We start from the raw sequence: 19,819 nt of genomic DNA on the forward strand, positions 1-19,819 counted from the left end.
ACTCAACTGTCAAGAGCTAGATACGTTTTTTTATTTTTTATTTTTCCGCAAAAGACCTTTAAAAAAGACTTGCAGCATCAGTTGAAAATACCGGCTAAAAAATAAAGAACCATATACATCAGTATGCGGTTCTTTCCATATATACTATATTCTATACTTTATACCCTATTTCATATACTTTTTTTCCAAATCTTTTATCATATCAACACGTCTTTCATGCCTGCCGCCTTCAAACTCGGCAGAAAAAAATTCATCAACTATCATCTTTGCAAGCTCATCTCCAACAACCCTTGCACCAAGTGCTATAATATTCGCATTGTTATGAAGCACTGCCATACGGGCGGAATACGGATCCGAACAGACGGCTGCCCTTATACCCGGTATTTTATTTGCTGATATTGAAATACCTATACCTGTACCGCAGATTAAAACACCCTTATCAATCAGACCGCCTGCAACCGCTTCACCTACTGCAGTTGCAGGCACCGGATAGTCAGCCTTTTCACCCTTTGCAGCACCGAAGTCTACTGTTTCAAAGCCTTTTTCCTCAAGGTACTTCATAAGACTTTCCTTTAATTGAGTACCTGCATGGTCATTTCCAAAACCTATCTTCATATTTATAATCTCCCTTAAATAAATTTTAATTCTGTTTTACTACAGCCAGATCTTTATCCGGTATAAAACATTTAACTGCTCCGGCGCCTATTATAAGTATATATCCTGCTACACTGTATATATCAGGCATCTGGTGCAAAAATATATATCCGAGAAAGGCTGCATACAATACCTGGCTGTAATCAAAAACTCCTATTTCCTTTGCGGGTGCATATGTATATGCCCTTGTTATACATACCTGACCTAACATAGCAAAAAAACCTGCACCTAAAAGACATGCAAGCTGCCAAAGCTGCATAGGCTTATAGTGTAAAATAAGAAGCGGCAGTGTAATAAGAGTTGAAAAAGAAGAAAAAGTAAATATTATTATTTCAGCCTTTACTCCACGATTTCCTATAATCCGTACAACCGTGTATGCCGCCCCTGCCATAATTCCACCCATAATACCGAACAATGCAGGCAAAACTGCATAACTGAAGCTGGGTTTTACTACAAAACCTGCACCTATAAATGCAATAGCCGTAAAGACCCAGTCCGTCGGTTTAGGATTTTCCTTTAGAAATATACTGCTCGCTATAACAACAAAAAAAGGACTTAATTTATTTAACATACTGGCATCCGCTATATTCATGTGATCAATTGCATAAAAATTACATATAAGCCCGATTGTTCCGAATAATGCTCTTAAAAATAAAAAAAGCCTGTTTTCGGCAGCCACTTCAAACTTTATATTCTTTTTCTTCATAGCGACAAAAATGATCATAGCGGCAACTATATTTCTGAAAAATACCTTTTCAAATACAGGCAGCTCTCCGCTAAGTCTTACCATAAAGCTCATACAAGCAAAACCAAAGCCTGCACCAAGTATATACAATATTCCGAACAGCCTGTCTCTGCCGGTATATTTAATCTTTTCCATCTTTTATATTCTCCTGAGTTTTATAAAAATATAAATAAAGAGGCTGTAAAAACTCCTGAATTTAAACAGTTTCCATACCTGAAACCGCCGGTTTGGAAGTTGTTTTTTCTGAAATAACAGTTTTCTACAGTCTTTCCAATACTTCTTTAACCCTCCCAAGTCCGGTACAATTATAGCATATTTAAAAAAAATTTGACATAAAATATTTACATTGTTAAAATGTTACAGATAAAGTTCATCCAAAATAAATAAGGAGGAGATACGCCGCCTGTATTTAAAATTACAGGCGACTTTTATATTTTATGTCAGAGAAACAAAATACAAAAGAAAGTACACATACTGCGGAAAGCGATTTAAAAAATACACAAACACAAAAAGAAAACCGTATGGGTACTGAACCTATCGGAAAGCTGCTCATTTCAATGAGTACACCTATAATCATATCTATGTTTATACAGGCTATGTACAATATAATTGACAGTATCTTTGTTGCAAAATACAGCTCAGAAGCACTGGCGGCAGTATCACTTGCTTTCCCTGTACAGGCTCTTATGATTTCAGTGGGTTCAGGAACCGGTATAGGAATAAACGCCTTTCTTTCAAGATCACTGGGAGAGGGCAGAAAGGATGAAGCCAGATCTGCCGCACTTAACGGAGTTTTTCTCGCATTCTTAAGCTTTGCCGCATTTGCACTTTTCGGACTTTTTGCAAGCGGTTCATTTTTTACAAGCCAGACAGACAATCCTGTAACTGCAAAGTTCGGAGCCGATTACCTTTATATAGTATGTATTTTTTCAGCCGGCATAATGTTTGAAATAACATATGAAAGAATACTTCAGGCAACCGGCAATTCATTTTACAGTATGATTACACAAAGCATAGGTGCAGTTATAAATATAATACTTGATCCAATACTGATATTCGGACTTTTCGGAATGCCTAAGCTTGGCATATCAGGTGCCGCAATAGCAACAGTTATAGGACAGTCCGCAGCTGCACTGCTTGCACTTTATTTTAACATTTATAAAAATAAGGAGTTTTCAATCTCAATCAAGGGCTTTAAGCCCAGTTTAAAAACAATTGCCGTAATTTATTCAGTGGGTGTGCCGTCAATTATAATGCAGTCAATAACTTCTGTAATGGTATATTTTTTAAATAAAATACTTATCTCATTTTCAGAAGCCGCTGTTACTGTACTTGGTGTATATTTTAAAACCAACAGCTTTATAATCTATCCTGTATTCGGACTTACAAACGGCATGATACCAATAGTCGCTTATAATTACGGAGCCAAAAGGAAAAGCCGCATCAAAAAAACTATAATATATTCCGCAGTTGCTTCAACTGTTATAATGCTTATCGGTCTTGCCATATTCCAGATATTCCCACAGAAGCTTATGGGGCTTTTCAATGCTTCAGGTATACTTTTGACATTAGGCGTGCGTGCATTAAGGATAATATCTCTGTGCTTTATATTTGCAGGCTTTAATATAGTTTTATCATCAATGTATCAGGCACTGGGCAACGGTCTTTATTCGCTGTATCTTTCACTGCTTAGACAGATCGCTATAATACTGCCTGTCGCATACCTGCTTTCAAAGCATTTTGGGCTTGAATATACCTGGTATTGTTTTCCAATAGCCGAGATTGCGGCACTGGCATTTAACCTTTTCCTGCTTAAAAAGATAAGTCTTAAACTGCCAAAATAAACGGGCTTTTATTTTTTACAAAGCCCGTTTATAACATATATGGAAAACCTGCAATGAGCAAATTTGTATAAGCTGAGTTTTTATTTTTTACAAAGCTCGGCTACAGCCTCTATTGCTTCATCAATCTCTTCTTCAGTATTAAAATATGAGAAGCTGAATCTTACTATACCTTTATCTACAGTACCAAGTGCCTCATGTGCTCTTGGTGCACAGTGTCCTCCGGGTCTTGTTGCTATCTCATATACCGAGGCAAGTTCATCGGATATGGCACCTGAATCATAATCTCCTATATTAAGGCTTACTATTGGTGCTCTTTTTTTAGTATAATCCCCGTAAATTTTAATATTTTCAAAGTCTTTTACTCCCTCATAAAAACGCCGTGCAAGACCTTCTTCTTTATTTCTTATATTTTCAATACCTGTTTCTTCAATAAAATCAAGTGCGGCTGACAGACCGGCTATACCGTGTGAATTTAGCGTTCCTGCCTCAAGCCTTACAGGATACTCTTCGGGCTGATAGCGAGAAAATGTTTTTATACCGGTGCCTCCCGTCTTAAAAGGTCTTATTTCAACTCCCCGTGCTATGCACATACCTCCCGTGCCCTGAGGACCGAAAAGGCTTTTATGACCTGTAAAACATATAACATCTATATTCATGTCTTTCATATTTATATCAAATACTCCTGCTGACTGTGAGGCATCCAGTATAAATAAAAGACCATACTTTTTTGCGATACCTCCTATTATGTTAATGTCAAGTACAAGACCTGTAAGATTTGAAGCATGTGTACAGACTATGGCTCGTGTTTTTTGATTTATTAATTTTTCAAAATCATCATAATTAATATTTCCGTTTATATCAGCCCTTACAAAATCCAGTTTTACATTTTTTTCTTTTTCAAGCCTGTACAGGGGTCTTAAAACTGAATTATGTTCAAGATCCGTAGTTATTACATGATCTCCTTCATTTATAATTCCGTTTATAGCTATATTAAGTGCTTCAGTAGAGTTCTGGCAAAATACGGTATTGCCGGCTCCTCCGGTACATCCAAACAGTGTAGCCAGTTTTATTCTCGTATTAAAAACAGCACGAGAGGCACTTAAGCTTTCCTCATGTGTTCCTCTTGCAACATTACCGAAATTTTCCATTGCAAGTACTACCGCATCTATAACCTGCTGTGGTTTGTGCAGCGTTGTAGCCGCATTGTCAAGATATATCATATAACCTCCGTTCTGCCGCCTCTAAGCTGACGGCTGCACAATTACTGTTTTGCTGTATTTTAAATTTGCAAGTCAGCTGAAAAATATATATTTACGTAGCATATAGATTTCTAAAAAGCAGACAATGACTCGCAAAAGCCTGTCTGCCTTTTTATCGCTTTACATATACACAGTATATATATTCTCATATCTTATGCCTTCAGTTTTTAAAATCTCTTCAATTTCCTCTGATAAATCAGGCGGCGAACTCCAGCTCATACCGCAGCCTGCCGATATCTCTGAAGGCAGCGGTATAAGTCTTCCTTCAACTTTATGCTTCTTAAGACATACTTCAGCTGCCATTGCATCAGTTGTGGTATTAAACACAACAACAATCCTTAATTTTTTTTCTCTCATATATACATAAGCACATAAATATAATTATTGTAATTTTAAAACAACTAATTATTTTGTATTTATGGTCTTAAAATCCTTCCTGCCTTATTCATTGTTTCAACTATACTGTACATATTGCTGACTGTACCTACTGCAAGCTTATCCTTAATTTTATAAAAGTCGAGACAGGTTCCGCAAGTCATTACATTTACCCCTTTTGACTCCATAAGCTTAAGATCCTCAAGTGAAGCCGAACCCTCTATACTCAGGTATGCCCCGCCATTATAAAGCAGTATAGTGTCAGGAAGCGGATCAAGCTGTGAAAGTGCATATATAAAACCTTTCATCAGCAATGCACCAAGTTCGTCATCACCTGTTCCCATACAGCGTGAGCTTATAACTGCAACCATTGTAGAATTTTGAAGTCCAGCCATTCCGGCATCGGTATCAGTTTCAGCTCCTGCTTTTGGTGCATCAATGCTTACTACAAAGTGCCCGTCATCTATCTTCATGCTTTTTGCATTAATCTGTCTGCCTGATGCCATCTTTAACAGATTTTCAACTGCGGTTTCATTGTCAACATGAACCTCAACCAATGTATCCTCTTCAAGTGCGTCAAGTACCTTTACCGTCTTTACCACAGGTATCGGGCACTGCTGACCGAGTACGTCAATTTTTAATGTCTTCATAAAATTACCTCCATATTATACCTTTTAAATATATTTAATATATGTGCATATCTTAAGGCATCCTTTTTGCATCCGCCATTTATCATTTATCCCTTTGCCTTAACTGCCATATTTCATACATAATAAGTATATCATGCTTTAATTGCATATTTCCACTACTTTTTTGAAGGAAATGGTAAAAATATATTAATTATTGTAAATATGATAATTGATTTCATAATAATTAATTTTATATATGTTGCTTTTACAACATACAATACTTAATATACATGCTATAATAGTTTTTGTTAGTAAAAGCTAACTAGTAAAATTTTCCCAGGAAAGGAGGTCTTTAAATGGAAAGCCGGATTTCAAAAGTATTCTACCGGTCAATCCTTATACTCCTCCCTATAATATGTTTTCTTATATGTATAGGTGTAGGCCGCTACGGACTTGGGCATAAGGATGCACTTAGGGTGCTTGCAGATATAGTATTACACGGAAAAGCATCAGTCGCAAAAAGAGAATACAGCATTATAATCAATACAAGGCTTTCAAGAATATCACTTGCGCTTATATGCGGAGGAGGACTTGCCGTAGCAGGTGTAGCACTCCAGTCTGTATTTTCAAACCCATTAGTTTCTCCTGATACTCTTGGAGTTGCTTCAGGTGCAAGCTTCGGAGCGGCACTTGCACTTTTGTTTAAGGCTAATCTTTTCGCCGTTCAAATATCCGCACTTTTATTCGGTATCATAGCATGTGCAATTACTTACACAGTTTCAAGGGTTAAAGGCGGTCAAAACACTATAATGCTTATACTTTCAGGTATTATAGTCGGTTCACTTTTCCAGGCATTTGTTTCAATGGTTAAATATGTTGCAGATACTGATGAAATACTTCCGAATATAACATACTGGCTTATGGGAAGCCTTTATACTTCTAACTGGAAAAGTATAATTATGGGAGCACCTCCCATAATTATATGTTCATTTATATTATTTATGGTACGCTGGAAAACCAATGTATTAAGCCTTAGCGAAGATGAGGCAAAATCACTTGGTATGAATATAAGATATATGAGACTTGCCCTTATACTATGTTCTTCCGTTATAACCTCATCAGTAGTATCAATGTGCGGTCAAATAGGATGGATCGGACTTTTAATGCCTCATATGTGCAGGCTTATATTTGGAAGCGACAATTTAAAAGTCATACCTGCCTCAATCTCATTCGGTGCGGTCTTTCTGCTTATATGTGATACCTTTTCAAGGAGCATGACCGTTACTGAAGTACCTGTTTCAATATTGACCGCACTTGTGGGTGCACCTATCTTTTTAATGCTTTTAAGGAACACAGGAGGGAACATATGATTTTTGAAACGGTAAACGCAAGCTTTTCTTACAAAAAAAATTCTGCCATGCTTCTTAAGAATATAAATTTAAATGTAGAAAGCAATGAGGTGCTTGCAATACTGGGACCAAACGGTATAGGAAAAACCACTCTGCTTAAATGCATGACAGGGCTATTGCACTGGAAAGAAGGCTTCAGCAGTATAGATAAAAGAAGAGTTGATGAGATGAGCTCAAAGGATTTTTTTTCAATCACCGCCTATGTTCCTCAGGCAAGGAATCCGGCATTTGCCTACAAATCGGAAGAATTTATAATGCTCGGTCGTTCAATACATGTAGGTAATTTTTCAAAACCCGGAAAAAAGGATTATGAAAAAGTAAATGAAGTAATAGAGCTGTTAGCACTTCAGAAACTTGTAGGAAAATTTATAAACCGCCTAAGCGGCGGAGAACTTCAGATGCTCCTTATTGCAAGAGCCTTATGCCAAGAACCGTCCATACTCATACTTGATGAGCCTGAAAGTAATCTGGACTTTAAAAATCAGCTTATGATACTTGACAGTATAAGAAGGCTTGCAGATAAAGGAATGATATGTATATTCAATACCCATTATCCATCACATGCATTTTCAATAGGTGATAAGGCAATTATGATAGGAAAAAATAGCCAAAATATATTCGGTTCTGTTGAAACAGTGCTTACTAAAAAGAATATAGAAACTGTATTCGGGGTAAATGTGGATATTGCAAAAAATATTTCAGGTAAAAAAGAATATACTACAATAACCGCATTAAGTATAAAAAATTAATTTTTAACGTAAAATAAAAGATCCGAAAAACGTATAATTTATAAGGAGGTTTTATGAAAAGATATATTAAATTTTTAGCAGGAATTTCACTTTTATCTCTGCTTACAGGCTGTACATCAAACAATACCGCTACAACTGGAAAGACTTCAGGAAATGTTTCAAACGAATCGGTTCCGGATACGGTTTCGAAGGAAAGCGTATTAAATCAGGCAACAGACGGCAAACAAAAATCCGGGAAAAGGGTTATAATAGACCAATACGGCTACGAAGTTGAACTGCCTGAAAAAATAGAACGTATAGCTATACACAGACTTTTGCCGCTTCCTTCAGTATATGCCGTATATAAGGGCGGAAATGTTGACGGTCTTGTATCCATGCCGCCCGATTCACTTATAGCCGCACAAAATTCAATACTTTCAAAATATGCCCCTGATATACTTAATGTTTCAACTGATTATTACAAAGGCGGCGAGCTTAATATGGAAGAACTTTTAAAGCTTAAACCTGATGTGGTATTTTATGCGGGCGGCGACAAGGAAAGACAACAGTTTGAAAATGCCGGAATACCCGCAGTAGGATTTTCTACAACAGCTGATACTTCAACAATAGGTGTTATGGAAAAATGGATTGAACAGATGGAAGATGTCTTAGGTGAAGAAAGCAAAGTGAACGGCATAGCGGAATATGCGGCTGAAACAGAAAAGGAAATTCTTTCAAGAATTAGTGATATACCTGAAAAGGACAGAGTAAAGGTTCTTATGATAGGGCATTACAGCGATACAAATTTTACACTTGGAGGCTTCGGTGAATACTGGACTGATGCTACAGGAAGCATAAATGTAGGCAAAGGTGCGGAAGGAAATATAAATATGGAACAGGTATATGCATGGAATCCCGACAAGATTTTTGTATCAACTCTTTCAGATTTCTTCCCTGAGGATTTTTATAACAATACTACAGTTGAGGGCGCCGACTGGAGCGGCGTGTCGGCAGTTATAAACAAGGAGGTTTATAAATTCCCCCTTGGTATGCACCGCTGGTGGCCGCCTTCAACGGATGCACCTCTTGCATTGTGGTGGATAGCAAAAAATACCTATCCTGACAAATTTAAAGATATAAGTATTGAAGATAAAACGAAAGAATACTATAAAAAGTTTTATGATATGGAGCTAAGTGATGAGGATATAGATGCTATCCTTCACCCTGTAAAAGGTGTAGGCAGACATTATTATTAATTACATGAGTTTTATATTCAGTATTAAAATACAATTTTAAAAATATAAAAGGACAGTAAACAGATATTTTATCCGCTTACTGTCCTGATTTATTATTATATTTTATTAAAAGCTATTTTCCATCCTCAGGCTTCTCCGCCTTTATAGCATCATCCAATTTTTTCACAGAGCCTTCAATATCATTAGTATCTACATCATCGGCATTATTCTTTATAAGGCCGAGCACTGTCTGAACTGCACTGTCAGGCAGATCTATACCTGCGAGCTCCCTAATAACCGCTGCCGGATCTTCATTAAATTTTTTAAGAAAATCAGGATCCGACTCCGCCTTAGCTTTCATAGCATTTAACTGAGACTTGATATCTTTCACTTTTTATACCTCCTTTAATATTTCACTTCCGAAACAACCTCACTTTAAGGTTCAACTGACTTTTCCCATCCCTTACACATAGAACTATATCCGGTAAAAACTGTAAGCAAAGCCCTTTGCATGACTGTATTAAAACCAGTATTTATCGTTACGGTACGCAGATTATACCATATAAAAATTCTTACCGCAATAAGCTTATTTTATAATCTGAACCGGAAAATTGACAATTATGTATTAAAAATTTAACCAAGTTCTGCATTATACCTCTCCAAATCCTGTGCAAAAGGAAAACTTTCCTGCAATAAATCAACCTGTTTATTGTCCTTGCTGATAAATAAAACAAAGCAACCATCCCACGCTGTTATTTCAATTTCTGCAAGAGGATGTTGTAATTTCAGCGGATTTTTCCAAAAACCGGTATAGCCATCAGCAAAGGGCAGCGGATATTTTAATACATCCTCCTTTGAAATATCCTTAGAAAAAGCTGATAAAACACCCCATATCCATTGAAAATTCTCTGTATGCATATCTATCAAAGTATTTCCGTCAACCCAAAGTTTTTTTTTTGAATATTTCAGAATATTCAGGATTTCTAGGATAGCACTCCGGATATGTAATTAACCAGTTATATTCTTTCTCTACTGCATAAATACTCCTTAATATTTTAGGAAATATATCACAACTGCCGGTATTCTGATCTATAATAAGTCCTTTCATATATAAGCACCCCGGTATAAATTATTTTTTATCTATATTAAACTTATTTCTAAAATAAAAGTTCCTACCGAATTCCTAGCGCAATAAGCTTATTTTATAATCTGATCTCCATCCTTCATAACATAATGTTTTTTTACACCGAGCTCATTCATCCACTCCCTCACCTTAAGAGTAAGATAGCTGCCGCTCCCTTTTCCGCCTCCGTTATCATTGTCCCAGAGCCACTCAGGTGAATTCCACATACATATACTCGGACTTATTATCTTATAAACATCTTTATTTACACCATACTGACCATGGTGAGCCATCTGGACTATATCGCTGTCAAGTTCAAAAGCGGGAACATCATTTTTAAGCTGCTCGCCGGCTTCAGGTCCCATATCTCCTAAAAACAGAACTCTTGTGCCTGCAATATCAAATCTGTATGCAATTGAAGAATTATTTATTGAATTAACTCCAAATTGATAAGGCGGATTTAAAACATTTACTTTTATATTGCCTATATTAATTATATCTCCTCGCTTTACATCAGAATGTATACTTTCGGGATTAAGTTTTTCAATTGCAGCCTTGCAGTCAAAGACCGTCTGTGAGCGATAGGCTTCATTTCTTATATACCAGTCATTATCTAAAAAATTATAATATACCCCGTCTATAATCATATCCCCCGGACCGTCATTTATAATCTTTGTAAGAGCTCCTACATGATCACTGTGCGGATGTGTTATAAACCATGCACTTACCCTATTACCCTTACTTCTAATTATATCTCTTAAATGATCGGCATCCTCAGGAAGTCCCCCGTCAACAACTATAACCTCGCCGCTACTTGCTATAATTACATAGCTCATCATCTGGCTCTGTGTCTGTCCTCCAACCAGAATAATCTGTGCACCTCCAAGCATATCCTTTCCATTCCAATTCATCTTTGAATCCGCACCCGAATAAACCACACGTGAATCCGCATAGGCAATCAGGGCTGTAAAAGCCGTCAAAAAAGTACACAGCATAAATAATGCAATTTTTTTAAATATATTCATAATTTTATATACAATTCCTTCCAAAATATTACCTTTTTTTCTTTAAGATTTTCCGTTTTCTCCTTCTATATCCTATACAAACCGTTTTACTTAAATCTTATATAAACCGTATTATACCAGCTACAAATCTTATTATACACTCCAAAACATCCTATTTGCTAAAAACCGTACTATTTACTCTTGCCGGTGCCGCTGCTGCTTTCACCGGAAGATTCCGTTTCCTTATTACCTCTTATTACAGGTATTACAGGATCATTTTTCCCCGGATCAATAATTTGATTTACATAATAATTTTCAGGTTTCATAATATCACCTTCGGTAAATATCTCAAGTTCAAGCGTGTATTTATCCCATAAACCTCCGTAATAGCCGTCAGCCGACTTTTTAATTGAAAAATCCTGAACCGCTGCAGCATCATTAAACGCCTTTATATAGTCAGGTCCGTAATTTAAAGCTTCAACCTGAGTTGCATCATTTGAAAGAACCCATATAAGCCTTATCACATTCTGGTCAAGTCTTTCTACATCAATATCTATATAATCGCCTTTCGGATAATCTTCCTTTGAAAGTGCAGCCTGACAGTCCTCCTGCACCTGTTCCCAGTCAATCTCAATATTTTCCTTTGTTTGAAAATCAGGCTCGGCTCCGACACTCTGCGGTGTTACTATTTCCGGTTCAGTACAACCCGCAGCCACACATGCCGCACCGGCAATAAAAACGGTTATAATAACCGCCTTTTTTAATCTTATCATAATATTTTAAGCTTTAATCTCCTGCCTTACAGCTATCCAATCCTATATACAGATGCCTTTCACCATACTTAACAACGGGTATATAAAAAAACACATTTTATAAACCTTATAAAGACCGGCACTTTATATAGCGGTCTTCAGTTTATATTATATATCCCCGTTAAATACATCAGACAGTCTATGTAATTAAAGCCTTTCCTTTCTGTTTTATATTTATATAACAGGCAGCTTATATTAAAATACAGCCCTGTTTTTAATATCATTTTTGAATTTAAAATTTGTACTATATAAAAAATTTACAATATTAAAATCAAAAATCAGTTATGAGGCATATATAGGCACTAACTGCATTACTATACAATGAAAAGGCTAATATCATGCATGCCGAAAACATTGTATAAATCATTAATCGCATTACCCTATAACTCGTAGCATTATATAAAAAAATACGGGATTTTTGTAGTGGTTTTTTATAAATGTCAGAAATTCTTAATAAATCATTTTAGTGAGACACCGGTTAAAGGTTTCACATATAAAAATGCTTTATTTTATAATTATACGATTTTAGCAGACACCTAACAGTCATTTAAAGAAATGCCTGATAAATCATTTTTTTTAGTTTTATAAATGCTTGCATTAAAGTTATATTTATGCTATTATGTTCAATATATTTGTATTATGATATATTTTTGAACATAATTTGTAGACATAAGTTCTGCATATTACTGTATTTAATTAAGAAGTCATAATGGATACATGCTAATTAAAATGTACTCAGACTGAATAAATGAAAGGACAGGTTAAAAATATTTTATGAATAAAGAGATTTTAACAGATGATACAAAAAAACTTATAAAAAGGCTTGATCCGGCACTTACTTTTATACCATTTATAAGCATCATGGTATTATGTGCCTTATTTATAAAATCACCACAAGGCTCGGCTGTGGTACTCGAACATATACGAAGCTTTCTAAGCGACTCTCTTTCAGCCTTCTACATACTTGTGGGATTTGGAGCCTTTTTAGTTTCACTCTATATAGCATTCTCAAAATACGGGCATATAAAGCTTGGAAATTATGAAAAACCTCAATTTTCTTTTTTTGCATGGGGCAGTATGATGTTTACAGCAGGACTTGCCGCTGATATACTGTTTTACTCAATATGCGAATGGATACTCTATGCAAAGGAAAGTCGTATATCCGATCTTGGCGATATGCAAACATGGGCTTCAACATATCCTTTATTTCACTGGGGACCTATCCCCTGGAGCTTTTACCTGATCCTTGCATGTGCATTCGGATTTATGCTGCATGTTAAAAAATGTAAAAGGCAGCGTTACTCAGAGGCATGCAGACCGATTATCGGAAAATCTGCTGACGGGCTTTTAGGAAGACTTATAGATCTTACAGCGGTTTTTGCACTTATAGCAGGTACATCAACCACATTTTCACTTGCCACACCGCTACTGTCAAGTGCTGTAAGCAGAATTTTCAAAATTGCCCAAAGCAGTACACTTACAGTATTACTTCTTGTAATTATATGTATAATCTATACAGTATGTGCATATTTCGGCTTAAAAGGTGTTGAAATCATGGCTTCTTCATGTACATATATATTCTTTATATTGCTTTTATACATACTTATAGGCGGCGGAAAAACCAGATATATTATAGAAACAGGCATTTCCTCCATAGGAACTCTTGCAGATAATTTTATTACGCTTGCAACATACACCGATTCATCAAGACAAAACGGCTTCGTGCAGAGCTGGACAGTATTTTACTGGGCATACTGGATAGTATGGTGTGTAGCAACACCGTTTTTTATAGGAAGCATAAGCCGTGGAAGAACATTAAAACAAACTGTGCTCGGAGGATATATATTTGGTCTTTCAGGCACATTTACATCATTTATAATTTTAGGAAATTATGGTCTTGGACTTGAAATACTTGATAATGTAAATATTACAGGTTTTTATGAAAAAACTCAGGATATATATAAAACTATATTATTTATATTTGATAAGCTGCCTTTTACAAATATCGCCCTTATACTGCTTATATTGGCAATGATTGCCTTTTATGCTACAACATTTGATTCACTGACGATAGTAGCAGCCTCCTACTCATATAATGACCTGAATTTTGATGAGATACCTGATAAAAGAGTAAAGTTGTTCTGGGCAGTGCTGCTTATACTGTTTCCGATAGCACTTATTTTTTCAGGAAAATCCATGGAAAATCTGCAGACGGTATCAATAATCGCAGCCTTTCCTGTAGGTATAATACTAATACTTATAGTTGCAGGTTTCTTTAAAGATGCCTCGTCTTATTTAAAAAATATTTCCGATTCAAGTGATATTTCCAAGAAAAGTAATAAACAAAGCTGAAGTTTTATTTCAGAAAATTAATTATAATCAAAAACTGCGGACTTTGATATTTTAGCCCTCTTCAAATACATCACTGTCGAAAAAATCCCGTATACTCATACCGAAACCGTATGCGATTTTTTCGACAGTTTTCATTCCCGTATTTTTAGATTTCATTGATACTATATCCTTTAAAGTTGTTTTAGGAATACCTGATATCTTTGAAAGCCTGTAAAGGGTTATATCATTTTTATAACATAATATTGTTATCCTTGATGACACCGCTTCATAAATCCTCATATCTGCTCCTTTCAGAAAAACTGCCTTGATATAGCAGTATATATTAAGATAAAAATGATTATTATAGATTGTTTGATAGTGTTTAATATTGTTTAAATGTTGATTTGATATTTGTTTCAGGGAAACACTTATTAAATATTTCCCGTACGAAAATCGTATGCACTTATTGCTATAAGATTTTGTGCACAGGTATGCAGAGCTGCATGAAGAAACCGTGATTTAACCATCGCTTCCTTAGACAGTTATTTTAACATAACTGCCTATATAAGTAAATCTTTCGCAGTATATCTTTTATCAATAAAAAATCAGCTTTAGCTTTTATAAATTTAGTTTACCCGATGGTGATCCGGTCTAAACTCTAAAAAAAGTAATTGAGGATTTAAACTTTTCCGGCTTATTAGCCAATTATTCAGTTCAGTTCAGATAAGAGAAGAACAGGGTACAATCCCTATATATGTTTTTATATTATTTAATTAAAACTATAAAGAGCTGAATGTGTCTATTTATAATTTTAAAAACAAAGAATGAAACCCAATTCACAAAATCTTGTTTAAAACTTTTTAAATATTTAATTTTTTAGGGAAGTTTTACCTTCATATCACGAATAGTCTTTTCATTTTTTTTATATCTTACTCTCCATAGTGCATTATTTTGTATTTCACTGTTATACCCGAAAATAAGTTCTACCCTTATACCGTTATCCAAAACATACACAGGATGTAACATTCCACATCCTTCCCAGTCATCCGGTTCGCCTAGTGTTAATACTACTTCATCCATCGGCTTCAACATCAATGATTCAAATTTATGCTTTGTTACAGCATCAATTTTATACATATCATACCTTTTATATAAAAATATTAACATAAATAACAACACAAGAAATAAACTTAATGATAATATTTTTATACGCTTTCCTTTCATATATTTATTTTTTGCTGATATAATAAAATCCCAAGTCATATTTATACCCTCCTTTCTTTACATCTTCTTTAGGGTTTTTACCCCTGTAATAGCCTTTGTTGCACCCGGTTTATGAAACTTTCCATCACTATCATGACTATACCAATGATAATCATCATCAGAAATTAATTACAATTAAAACCGCATATTCACCCGATAAGTTCGGATGATACTTTTCAGATTTTAATCCTATTACATCTACAGCATCTCTAAGGAAATGACGATTGAATCACCGTTTCCTCAGAGAATCCTGCATAAATCAAATCAAAACCATATAGTAATAACATACCCTCCCTGCAATTTCACACGGGAAATACTTATAATGATCTTTATCAAATCTATTTTCAGTATTTTCTGCATATTTCAAATATTCACTTTCAGTTTTAGTGATTATTACAGTGATGATCTGCTATATCATCATTTACATTCCAACACACTAAGTTTTAATCATAAAGTAAATTCGATGAATTATTTATAAATCTAGGTGCATATTGTATACGACATTTGAATTTTCCATCCTCTGAATATAAATCTATATAATTCAGCTTACTTTCCTGATTAGAAGAGAAATCAACCGGGAAAAATACATAGTATGAATTAATATGGTAGTATATTCTGTTATTATCGGTTATACCATGAGGTTGCCCATATAAATTTTCTATGTCTTCATATGTATATTCATCATTTAAATCAAAAAATTGTCTTGGCTTTATTTCTATCTTATTTGCATCTGAAATGATTTTTTTCTCAGCAAAAAGTTTCTTTATATATTCAGTGCTTTTAAAATATTTTTCAATATACATAACTAAGCCCTTATATTTTCCGGACATATCTTCCACTTCAAATATACCAGGACCTTTTGCTGAACTTCCAATTAGCCAATTATCTAAAAAAAACAGATCTTCCGCCTTATAATAGTCTCTGACAATTCCAGATCCTATAGAACCGGTAAATGGACCTATCTCCCGTTCCAGATCTTCATATGTCGTATCGGAATCAATGTTATTGATAAAGTATTCCACATTCAGATTTTTCTTAGATTTCAGTACCGACGTTTCATTCAGATTTTGTTCAGGGTTCAATGCCCATATTTTATTTATCTTCACTAATACAATTACTCCCATTATTATTAATGAAAAAGCAAGCATAGGCTTTATCATTTTTTTCATTTAAATACCTCTCCATTCTTAGACTCATTTTTTCATAGGTCATTTGACACTATCTTCTTTCTTGTAATATAATACTCTCCAAGCATAGTGGTATATCCTAATAATTCTGCTGCTTTTGTATAATCCGTAATATCATCCTCTCCATAGTTTTCTCTATCACGCTCTAATGGTTTGTTTGTTGCTTTTTTTCTTCCGTTTTTATTACCCCATACCTTTTTTTCTTCATCATATACATACCATTGATAATCATATGATGGATTTAAAACAAAAGCAACCCTTTTCCCATCTGTCATTCCATCTTTATATTCCACAAAGTTTAATCCGACGGCACTGGCATCTCTTTTTACTACATTAACAAGATTTTTATTTGTTTCAACTGTTCCCAGCATATATCTATCTACATATTCTCGCACAGCCGCATCATGCTCTGGAGTGTTTTTTTGATACTTTACCGTATTCAAATAATATGAATCACCACTTAATAATCCCGGCTGATTTCCCCCTACAGGAAATCTTTGCCCTGTAAGCGGATTTATCTGCAATCCAAAGGCATATGAATAACAATTTGTATATTCCATAAAACAATTATTATTATAATCATCAAAATTATATGTCGGAGTATAATCTTTTTTGTATTGCCTTTTCAAAGCATCCATGTAATTCTTCATACCAAAAATACATTGCCTGCCGGATCGTACTCATATGATGTCGAATATCCTCTTGCATCGGTTTCTTTTATACGTCTTACAAGACTGTCATATTCAAATGATGTAGCCGCTCCGTTTTTATCGCTCTGTCGTATTCTCCTGTTGTTTTCATCATATTCATAAGTCTCAGTTCCTGAATTATCCGTCTGCGAGATTATCCGGTTATTTTTATCGTATTTTACAACAACTTCAAGACCGCTGTTTCTTGTATATTTACTTGTCCTTTCAGTCCTGTTATAGCTGTACTCAAACTCTCCTATGCCCTCAACCTTCTGGTGGATTACACGGTTGTAGTTATCATAGGTGTTTGATATATACTCATTTTTATTTAAGTCGGTTACTCAAGATGCTGAGTCTATTTTTGGTATGGGAAATCTTAGTTATTTAACTAAAACTATAAAGAGCTGAATGTCTCTCTTTATAGTTTTAAAAACAAAGAATGAAACCCATTCACAAAAATCTTGTTTAAAACTTTTTAAATATTTAATTTTTTAGGGAAGTTTTACCTTTATATCACGAATAATCTTTTCATTTTTTTTATATCTTATTCTCCATAGTGCATTATTTTGTGCTTCACTGTTATACCCGAAAATAAGTTCTACCTTTATACCGTTATCCAAAACATACACAGGATGTAACATTCCATACCCTTCCGATTCATCCGGGGTGCCTAGTGTTAATACTACTTCATCCAGCGGCTTTAACATCAATGATTCAAATTTATGCTTTGTTGCGGCATCAATTTTATACATATCATACCTTTTATATAAAAATATTAACATAAATAATAACACAAGAAATAAACTTAATGATAATATTTTTATACACTTTCCTTTCATATATTTATTTTTTGCTGATATAATAAAATCCCAAGTCATATTTATACCCCCTTTTCTTTTAATCTTCTTTAGGATTTTTTACTCCTTTAATAATCTTTGTTGAACTCGGTTTATGAAATAATGTTACATCACTATCCTGCCGATACCGATAATACTCATCATCAGGATTAATTACAATTAAAACCGCATATTTACCCGATAAGTTCAGATGATACTTTTCAGATTTTAATCCTATTACATCTGCATCATCTCTAAGGAAATGATGATTGAATCATCAATTCATTAGGGAATACTGCTTAGATTTATTTAAAACCATATAGTAATAACATACCCCCCATGCAATTTCACACAGGAAATAATTATAATGATCTTTATCAAATCTATTTTCAGTATTGTAGGTATATTTCAAATATCCAACTTCAGCTTTGCTGATTATTACAGTGATGATCTGCTATACCATAATTTAGATATCGGAATACTAAGTTTTAATCTACAAATAAACTTTCTGAGAGATTTACAGGTGCATATTGTATACGACATTTGAACTTTCCATTCTCTGAATATACATCTATATAATTCAATTTGCTTTCAGGATTAGAAGAAAAATCAATCTGGAAAAATACATAGTATGAATTAATATGGTAGTATATCCTGTTATTATCCGTTATACCATGAGGCTTACCATATAAATTTACTATATCTGCATATGTATATTCATAATTTAAATCAAAAAATTGTCTTGGCTTTATTTTTATTTTATCTACATTTAAAATGATTTTTCTTTTATCAAAAAGTCCCTTTATATATGAAGAACTTTTAAAATCTTTTTCTCCGTACATAAGCAAACACTTGTAATTCTCAGAAGTATCTTCCACGAAAAGCAGACCAACGACACCACTTCTTGGTGATGAAAGCCTCCAACTATCTAAAAAAAAGCAGACCTTCTGTCTCATAATAGTTTATTACAAATCCAGACCCTCTAGAACCGGTAAACGGACCTATATCCCTCTCCAGATCTATAAAGGTCGTATCGGAATCAATGTTATTGATAAAATATTCCACATTCAGATTTTTCTTAGAATTCAGTGCAGATGTTTCATTCATATTTTGTTCTGATTTCAGCTCCGATTCTTCATTCATATTTTGTTCAGGATTCAATGCCCATGTTCTATTTATCTTCATTAGTACAATTACTCCCATTATTATTAATGAAAGAGCAAACACAGGCTTTATCATTTTTTTCATTTAAATACCTCTCCATTCTTTCTTGTAATATAATACTCTCCAAGCATAGTGGTATATCCTAATAATTCTGCTTCTTTTGTATAATCTGTAATATTATCCTTGCCATAGTTTTCTCTATCACGCTCTAATGGTTTGTTTGTTGCTTCCTTTCCTCCGTTTTTATTATTCCATACTTCTTTTTCTTCATCATATACATACCAGTGATAATCAGGTTTATATGGATTTAAAACAAAAGCAACCCTTTTCCCACCTGTCATTCCATCTTTATATTCCACAAAGTTTAATCCGACGGCAGTGGCATCTCTTTTTACTACATTAACCAGATTTTTATTTGTTTCGGCAATATTTTCTTTAACCTATAAGTCTTCATTATCGGTATTTGGCGAATTCCTATCCAGTCCTTTAAAATAAGGATTTTTTCCGGCTTGCGAGGGAGTCGCAATTTTAA

At 34.4% G+C, this 19,819-nt stretch carries 23 protein-coding genes; 5 read left to right on the forward strand and 18 right to left on the reverse strand.

Annotated elements, in window-relative coordinates:
- Positions 1-165 precede the first annotated feature (165 nt).
- Both rpiB and HMPREF9333_RS07450 read right to left on the reverse strand, forming a co-directional pair.
- On the reverse strand, positions 166-615 hold the full coding sequence (gene rpiB, locus HMPREF9333_RS07445) for a ribose 5-phosphate isomerase B (protein ID WP_005541089.1): 450 nt from the start codon (positions 613-615) through the stop codon (positions 166-168).
- A gap of 25 nt (positions 616-640) precedes the next feature.
- A complete protein-coding gene (locus HMPREF9333_RS07450) occupies positions 641-1,534 on the reverse strand; it encodes a DMT family transporter (protein WP_005541090.1) in 894 nt (297 codons plus the stop codon).
- 302 nt (positions 1,535-1,836) lie between these two features.
- Here HMPREF9333_RS07450 and HMPREF9333_RS07455 point away from each other — a divergent pair, with 302 nt between their 5' ends.
- The gene (locus HMPREF9333_RS07455) at positions 1,837-3,243 is read left to right on the forward strand and encodes an MATE family efflux transporter (RefSeq protein WP_005541093.1); all 1,407 of its coding nucleotides are present in this window, start codon (positions 1,837-1,839) and stop codon (positions 3,241-3,243) included.
- An 80-nt stretch (positions 3,244-3,323) separates the two neighbouring features.
- Here HMPREF9333_RS07455 and HMPREF9333_RS07460 read toward each other — a convergent pair whose 3' ends face one another.
- From HMPREF9333_RS07460 to yedF, 3 genes are all read right to left on the reverse strand, one after another.
- Positions 3,324-4,463, reverse strand: a complete 1,140-nt coding sequence (locus tag HMPREF9333_RS07460) for an aminotransferase class V-fold PLP-dependent enzyme (RefSeq protein ID WP_005541095.1) — start codon at positions 4,461-4,463, stop codon at positions 3,324-3,326.
- Positions 4,464-4,622: 159 nt separating this feature from the next.
- Entirely contained in the window at positions 4,623-4,859 is a 237-nt protein-coding gene (locus tag HMPREF9333_RS07465; RefSeq protein ID WP_005541096.1) for a DUF3343 domain-containing protein, read from the reverse strand.
- Between the two features lie 59 nt (positions 4,860-4,918).
- On the reverse strand, positions 4,919-5,527 hold the full coding sequence (yedF, locus tag HMPREF9333_RS07470; protein WP_005541098.1) for a sulfurtransferase-like selenium metabolism protein YedF: 609 nt from the start codon (positions 5,525-5,527) through the stop codon (positions 4,919-4,921).
- Between the two features lie 335 nt (positions 5,528-5,862).
- Here yedF and HMPREF9333_RS07475 point away from each other — a divergent pair, with 335 nt between their 5' ends.
- The 3 genes from HMPREF9333_RS07475 to HMPREF9333_RS07485 are packed head-to-tail and all read left to right on the forward strand — an operon-like array spanning position 5,863 to position 8,899.
- Positions 5,863-6,876, forward strand: coding sequence for a FecCD family ABC transporter permease (locus HMPREF9333_RS07475; RefSeq protein WP_005541100.1), 1,014 nt, complete (start codon positions 5,863-5,865; stop codon positions 6,874-6,876).
- Positions 6,873-7,664: an ABC transporter ATP-binding protein gene (locus HMPREF9333_RS07480; RefSeq protein WP_005541101.1), complete on the forward strand. Its 792-nt coding sequence runs from the start codon at positions 6,873-6,875 to the stop codon at positions 7,662-7,664. The genes HMPREF9333_RS07475 and HMPREF9333_RS07480 overlap by 4 nt, the downstream gene beginning before the upstream one ends.
- Before the next feature lie 53 nt (positions 7,665-7,717).
- A complete protein-coding gene (locus tag HMPREF9333_RS07485; protein ID WP_005541103.1) occupies positions 7,718-8,899 on the forward strand; it encodes an ABC transporter substrate-binding protein in 1,182 nt (393 codons plus the stop codon).
- A 112-nt stretch (positions 8,900-9,011) separates the two neighbouring features.
- Here HMPREF9333_RS07485 and HMPREF9333_RS07490 read toward each other — a convergent pair whose 3' ends face one another.
- The 5 genes from HMPREF9333_RS07490 to HMPREF9333_RS07505 form a co-directional block, all read right to left on the reverse strand.
- Positions 9,012-9,269 carry a hypothetical protein gene (locus HMPREF9333_RS07490; protein ID WP_005541105.1) on the reverse strand — a complete coding sequence of 86 codons (258 nt, stop codon included), beginning with the start codon at positions 9,267-9,269 and terminating at the stop codon, positions 9,012-9,014.
- Between the two features lie 242 nt (positions 9,270-9,511).
- A complete protein-coding gene (locus HMPREF9333_RS12285; RefSeq protein WP_005541106.1) occupies positions 9,512-9,805 on the reverse strand; it encodes a hypothetical protein in 294 nt (97 codons plus the stop codon).
- 10 nt (positions 9,806-9,815) lie between these two features.
- Positions 9,816-9,986, reverse strand: a complete 171-nt coding sequence (locus tag HMPREF9333_RS12930; protein WP_005541108.1) for a hypothetical protein — start codon at positions 9,984-9,986, stop codon at positions 9,816-9,818.
- Positions 9,987-10,075: 89 nt separating this feature from the next.
- Positions 10,076-11,026 (reverse strand): ComEC/Rec2 family competence protein, encoded by a 951-nt coding sequence (locus HMPREF9333_RS07500; protein ID WP_040882635.1) that lies wholly within the window; start codon positions 11,024-11,026, stop codon positions 10,076-10,078.
- 170 nt (positions 11,027-11,196) lie between these two features.
- Complete coding sequence (locus HMPREF9333_RS07505; protein ID WP_005541114.1) at positions 11,197-11,778, reverse strand: hypothetical protein; 582 nt, start codon at positions 11,776-11,778, stop codon at positions 11,197-11,199.
- 813 nt (positions 11,779-12,591) lie between these two features.
- Here HMPREF9333_RS07505 and HMPREF9333_RS07510 point away from each other — a divergent pair.
- Positions 12,592-14,169: a BCCT family transporter gene (locus HMPREF9333_RS07510; protein ID WP_005541116.1), complete on the forward strand. Its 1,578-nt coding sequence runs from the start codon at positions 12,592-12,594 to the stop codon at positions 14,167-14,169.
- 51 nt (positions 14,170-14,220) lie between these two features.
- Here HMPREF9333_RS07510 and HMPREF9333_RS07515 read toward each other — a convergent pair whose 3' ends face one another.
- The 8 genes from HMPREF9333_RS07515 to HMPREF9333_RS07550 form a co-directional block, all read right to left on the reverse strand.
- On the reverse strand, positions 14,221-14,448 hold the full coding sequence (locus HMPREF9333_RS07515) for a helix-turn-helix domain-containing protein (protein ID WP_005541117.1): 228 nt from the start codon (positions 14,446-14,448) through the stop codon (positions 14,221-14,223).
- 576 nt (positions 14,449-15,024) lie between these two features.
- Positions 15,025-15,411 (reverse strand): hypothetical protein, encoded by a 387-nt coding sequence (locus tag HMPREF9333_RS07520; protein WP_005541119.1) that lies wholly within the window; start codon positions 15,409-15,411, stop codon positions 15,025-15,027.
- A 443-nt stretch (positions 15,412-15,854) separates the two neighbouring features.
- Positions 15,855-16,580 (reverse strand): hypothetical protein, encoded by a 726-nt coding sequence (locus tag HMPREF9333_RS07525; RefSeq protein WP_005541122.1) that lies wholly within the window; start codon positions 16,578-16,580, stop codon positions 15,855-15,857.
- 32 nt (positions 16,581-16,612) lie between these two features.
- A complete protein-coding gene (locus HMPREF9333_RS07530; protein WP_005541124.1) occupies positions 16,613-17,248 on the reverse strand; it encodes a hypothetical protein in 636 nt (211 codons plus the stop codon).
- A gap of 530 nt (positions 17,249-17,778) precedes the next feature.
- Positions 17,779-18,165 carry a hypothetical protein gene (locus tag HMPREF9333_RS07535; RefSeq protein ID WP_005541125.1) on the reverse strand — a complete coding sequence of 129 codons (387 nt, stop codon included), beginning with the start codon at positions 18,163-18,165 and terminating at the stop codon, positions 17,779-17,781.
- Between the two features lie 446 nt (positions 18,166-18,611).
- On the reverse strand, positions 18,612-19,079 hold the full coding sequence (locus tag HMPREF9333_RS13310; protein WP_040882590.1) for a hypothetical protein: 468 nt from the start codon (positions 19,077-19,079) through the stop codon (positions 18,612-18,614).
- On the reverse strand, positions 19,048-19,371 hold the full coding sequence (locus HMPREF9333_RS13315; RefSeq protein ID WP_005541129.1) for a hypothetical protein: 324 nt from the start codon (positions 19,369-19,371) through the stop codon (positions 19,048-19,050). Before HMPREF9333_RS13315 ends, HMPREF9333_RS13310 begins: the two co-directional genes overlap by 32 nt.
- Positions 19,368-19,646: a hypothetical protein gene (locus HMPREF9333_RS07550; protein ID WP_005541130.1), complete on the reverse strand. Its 279-nt coding sequence runs from the start codon at positions 19,644-19,646 to the stop codon at positions 19,368-19,370. Before HMPREF9333_RS07550 ends, HMPREF9333_RS13315 begins: the two co-directional genes overlap by 4 nt.
- Positions 19,647-19,819 lie beyond the last annotated feature (173 nt).

This window comes from Johnsonella ignava ATCC 51276, from assembly GCF_000235445.1.
Lineage (GTDB): Bacteria > Bacillota > Clostridia > Lachnospirales > Lachnospiraceae > Johnsonella > Johnsonella ignava.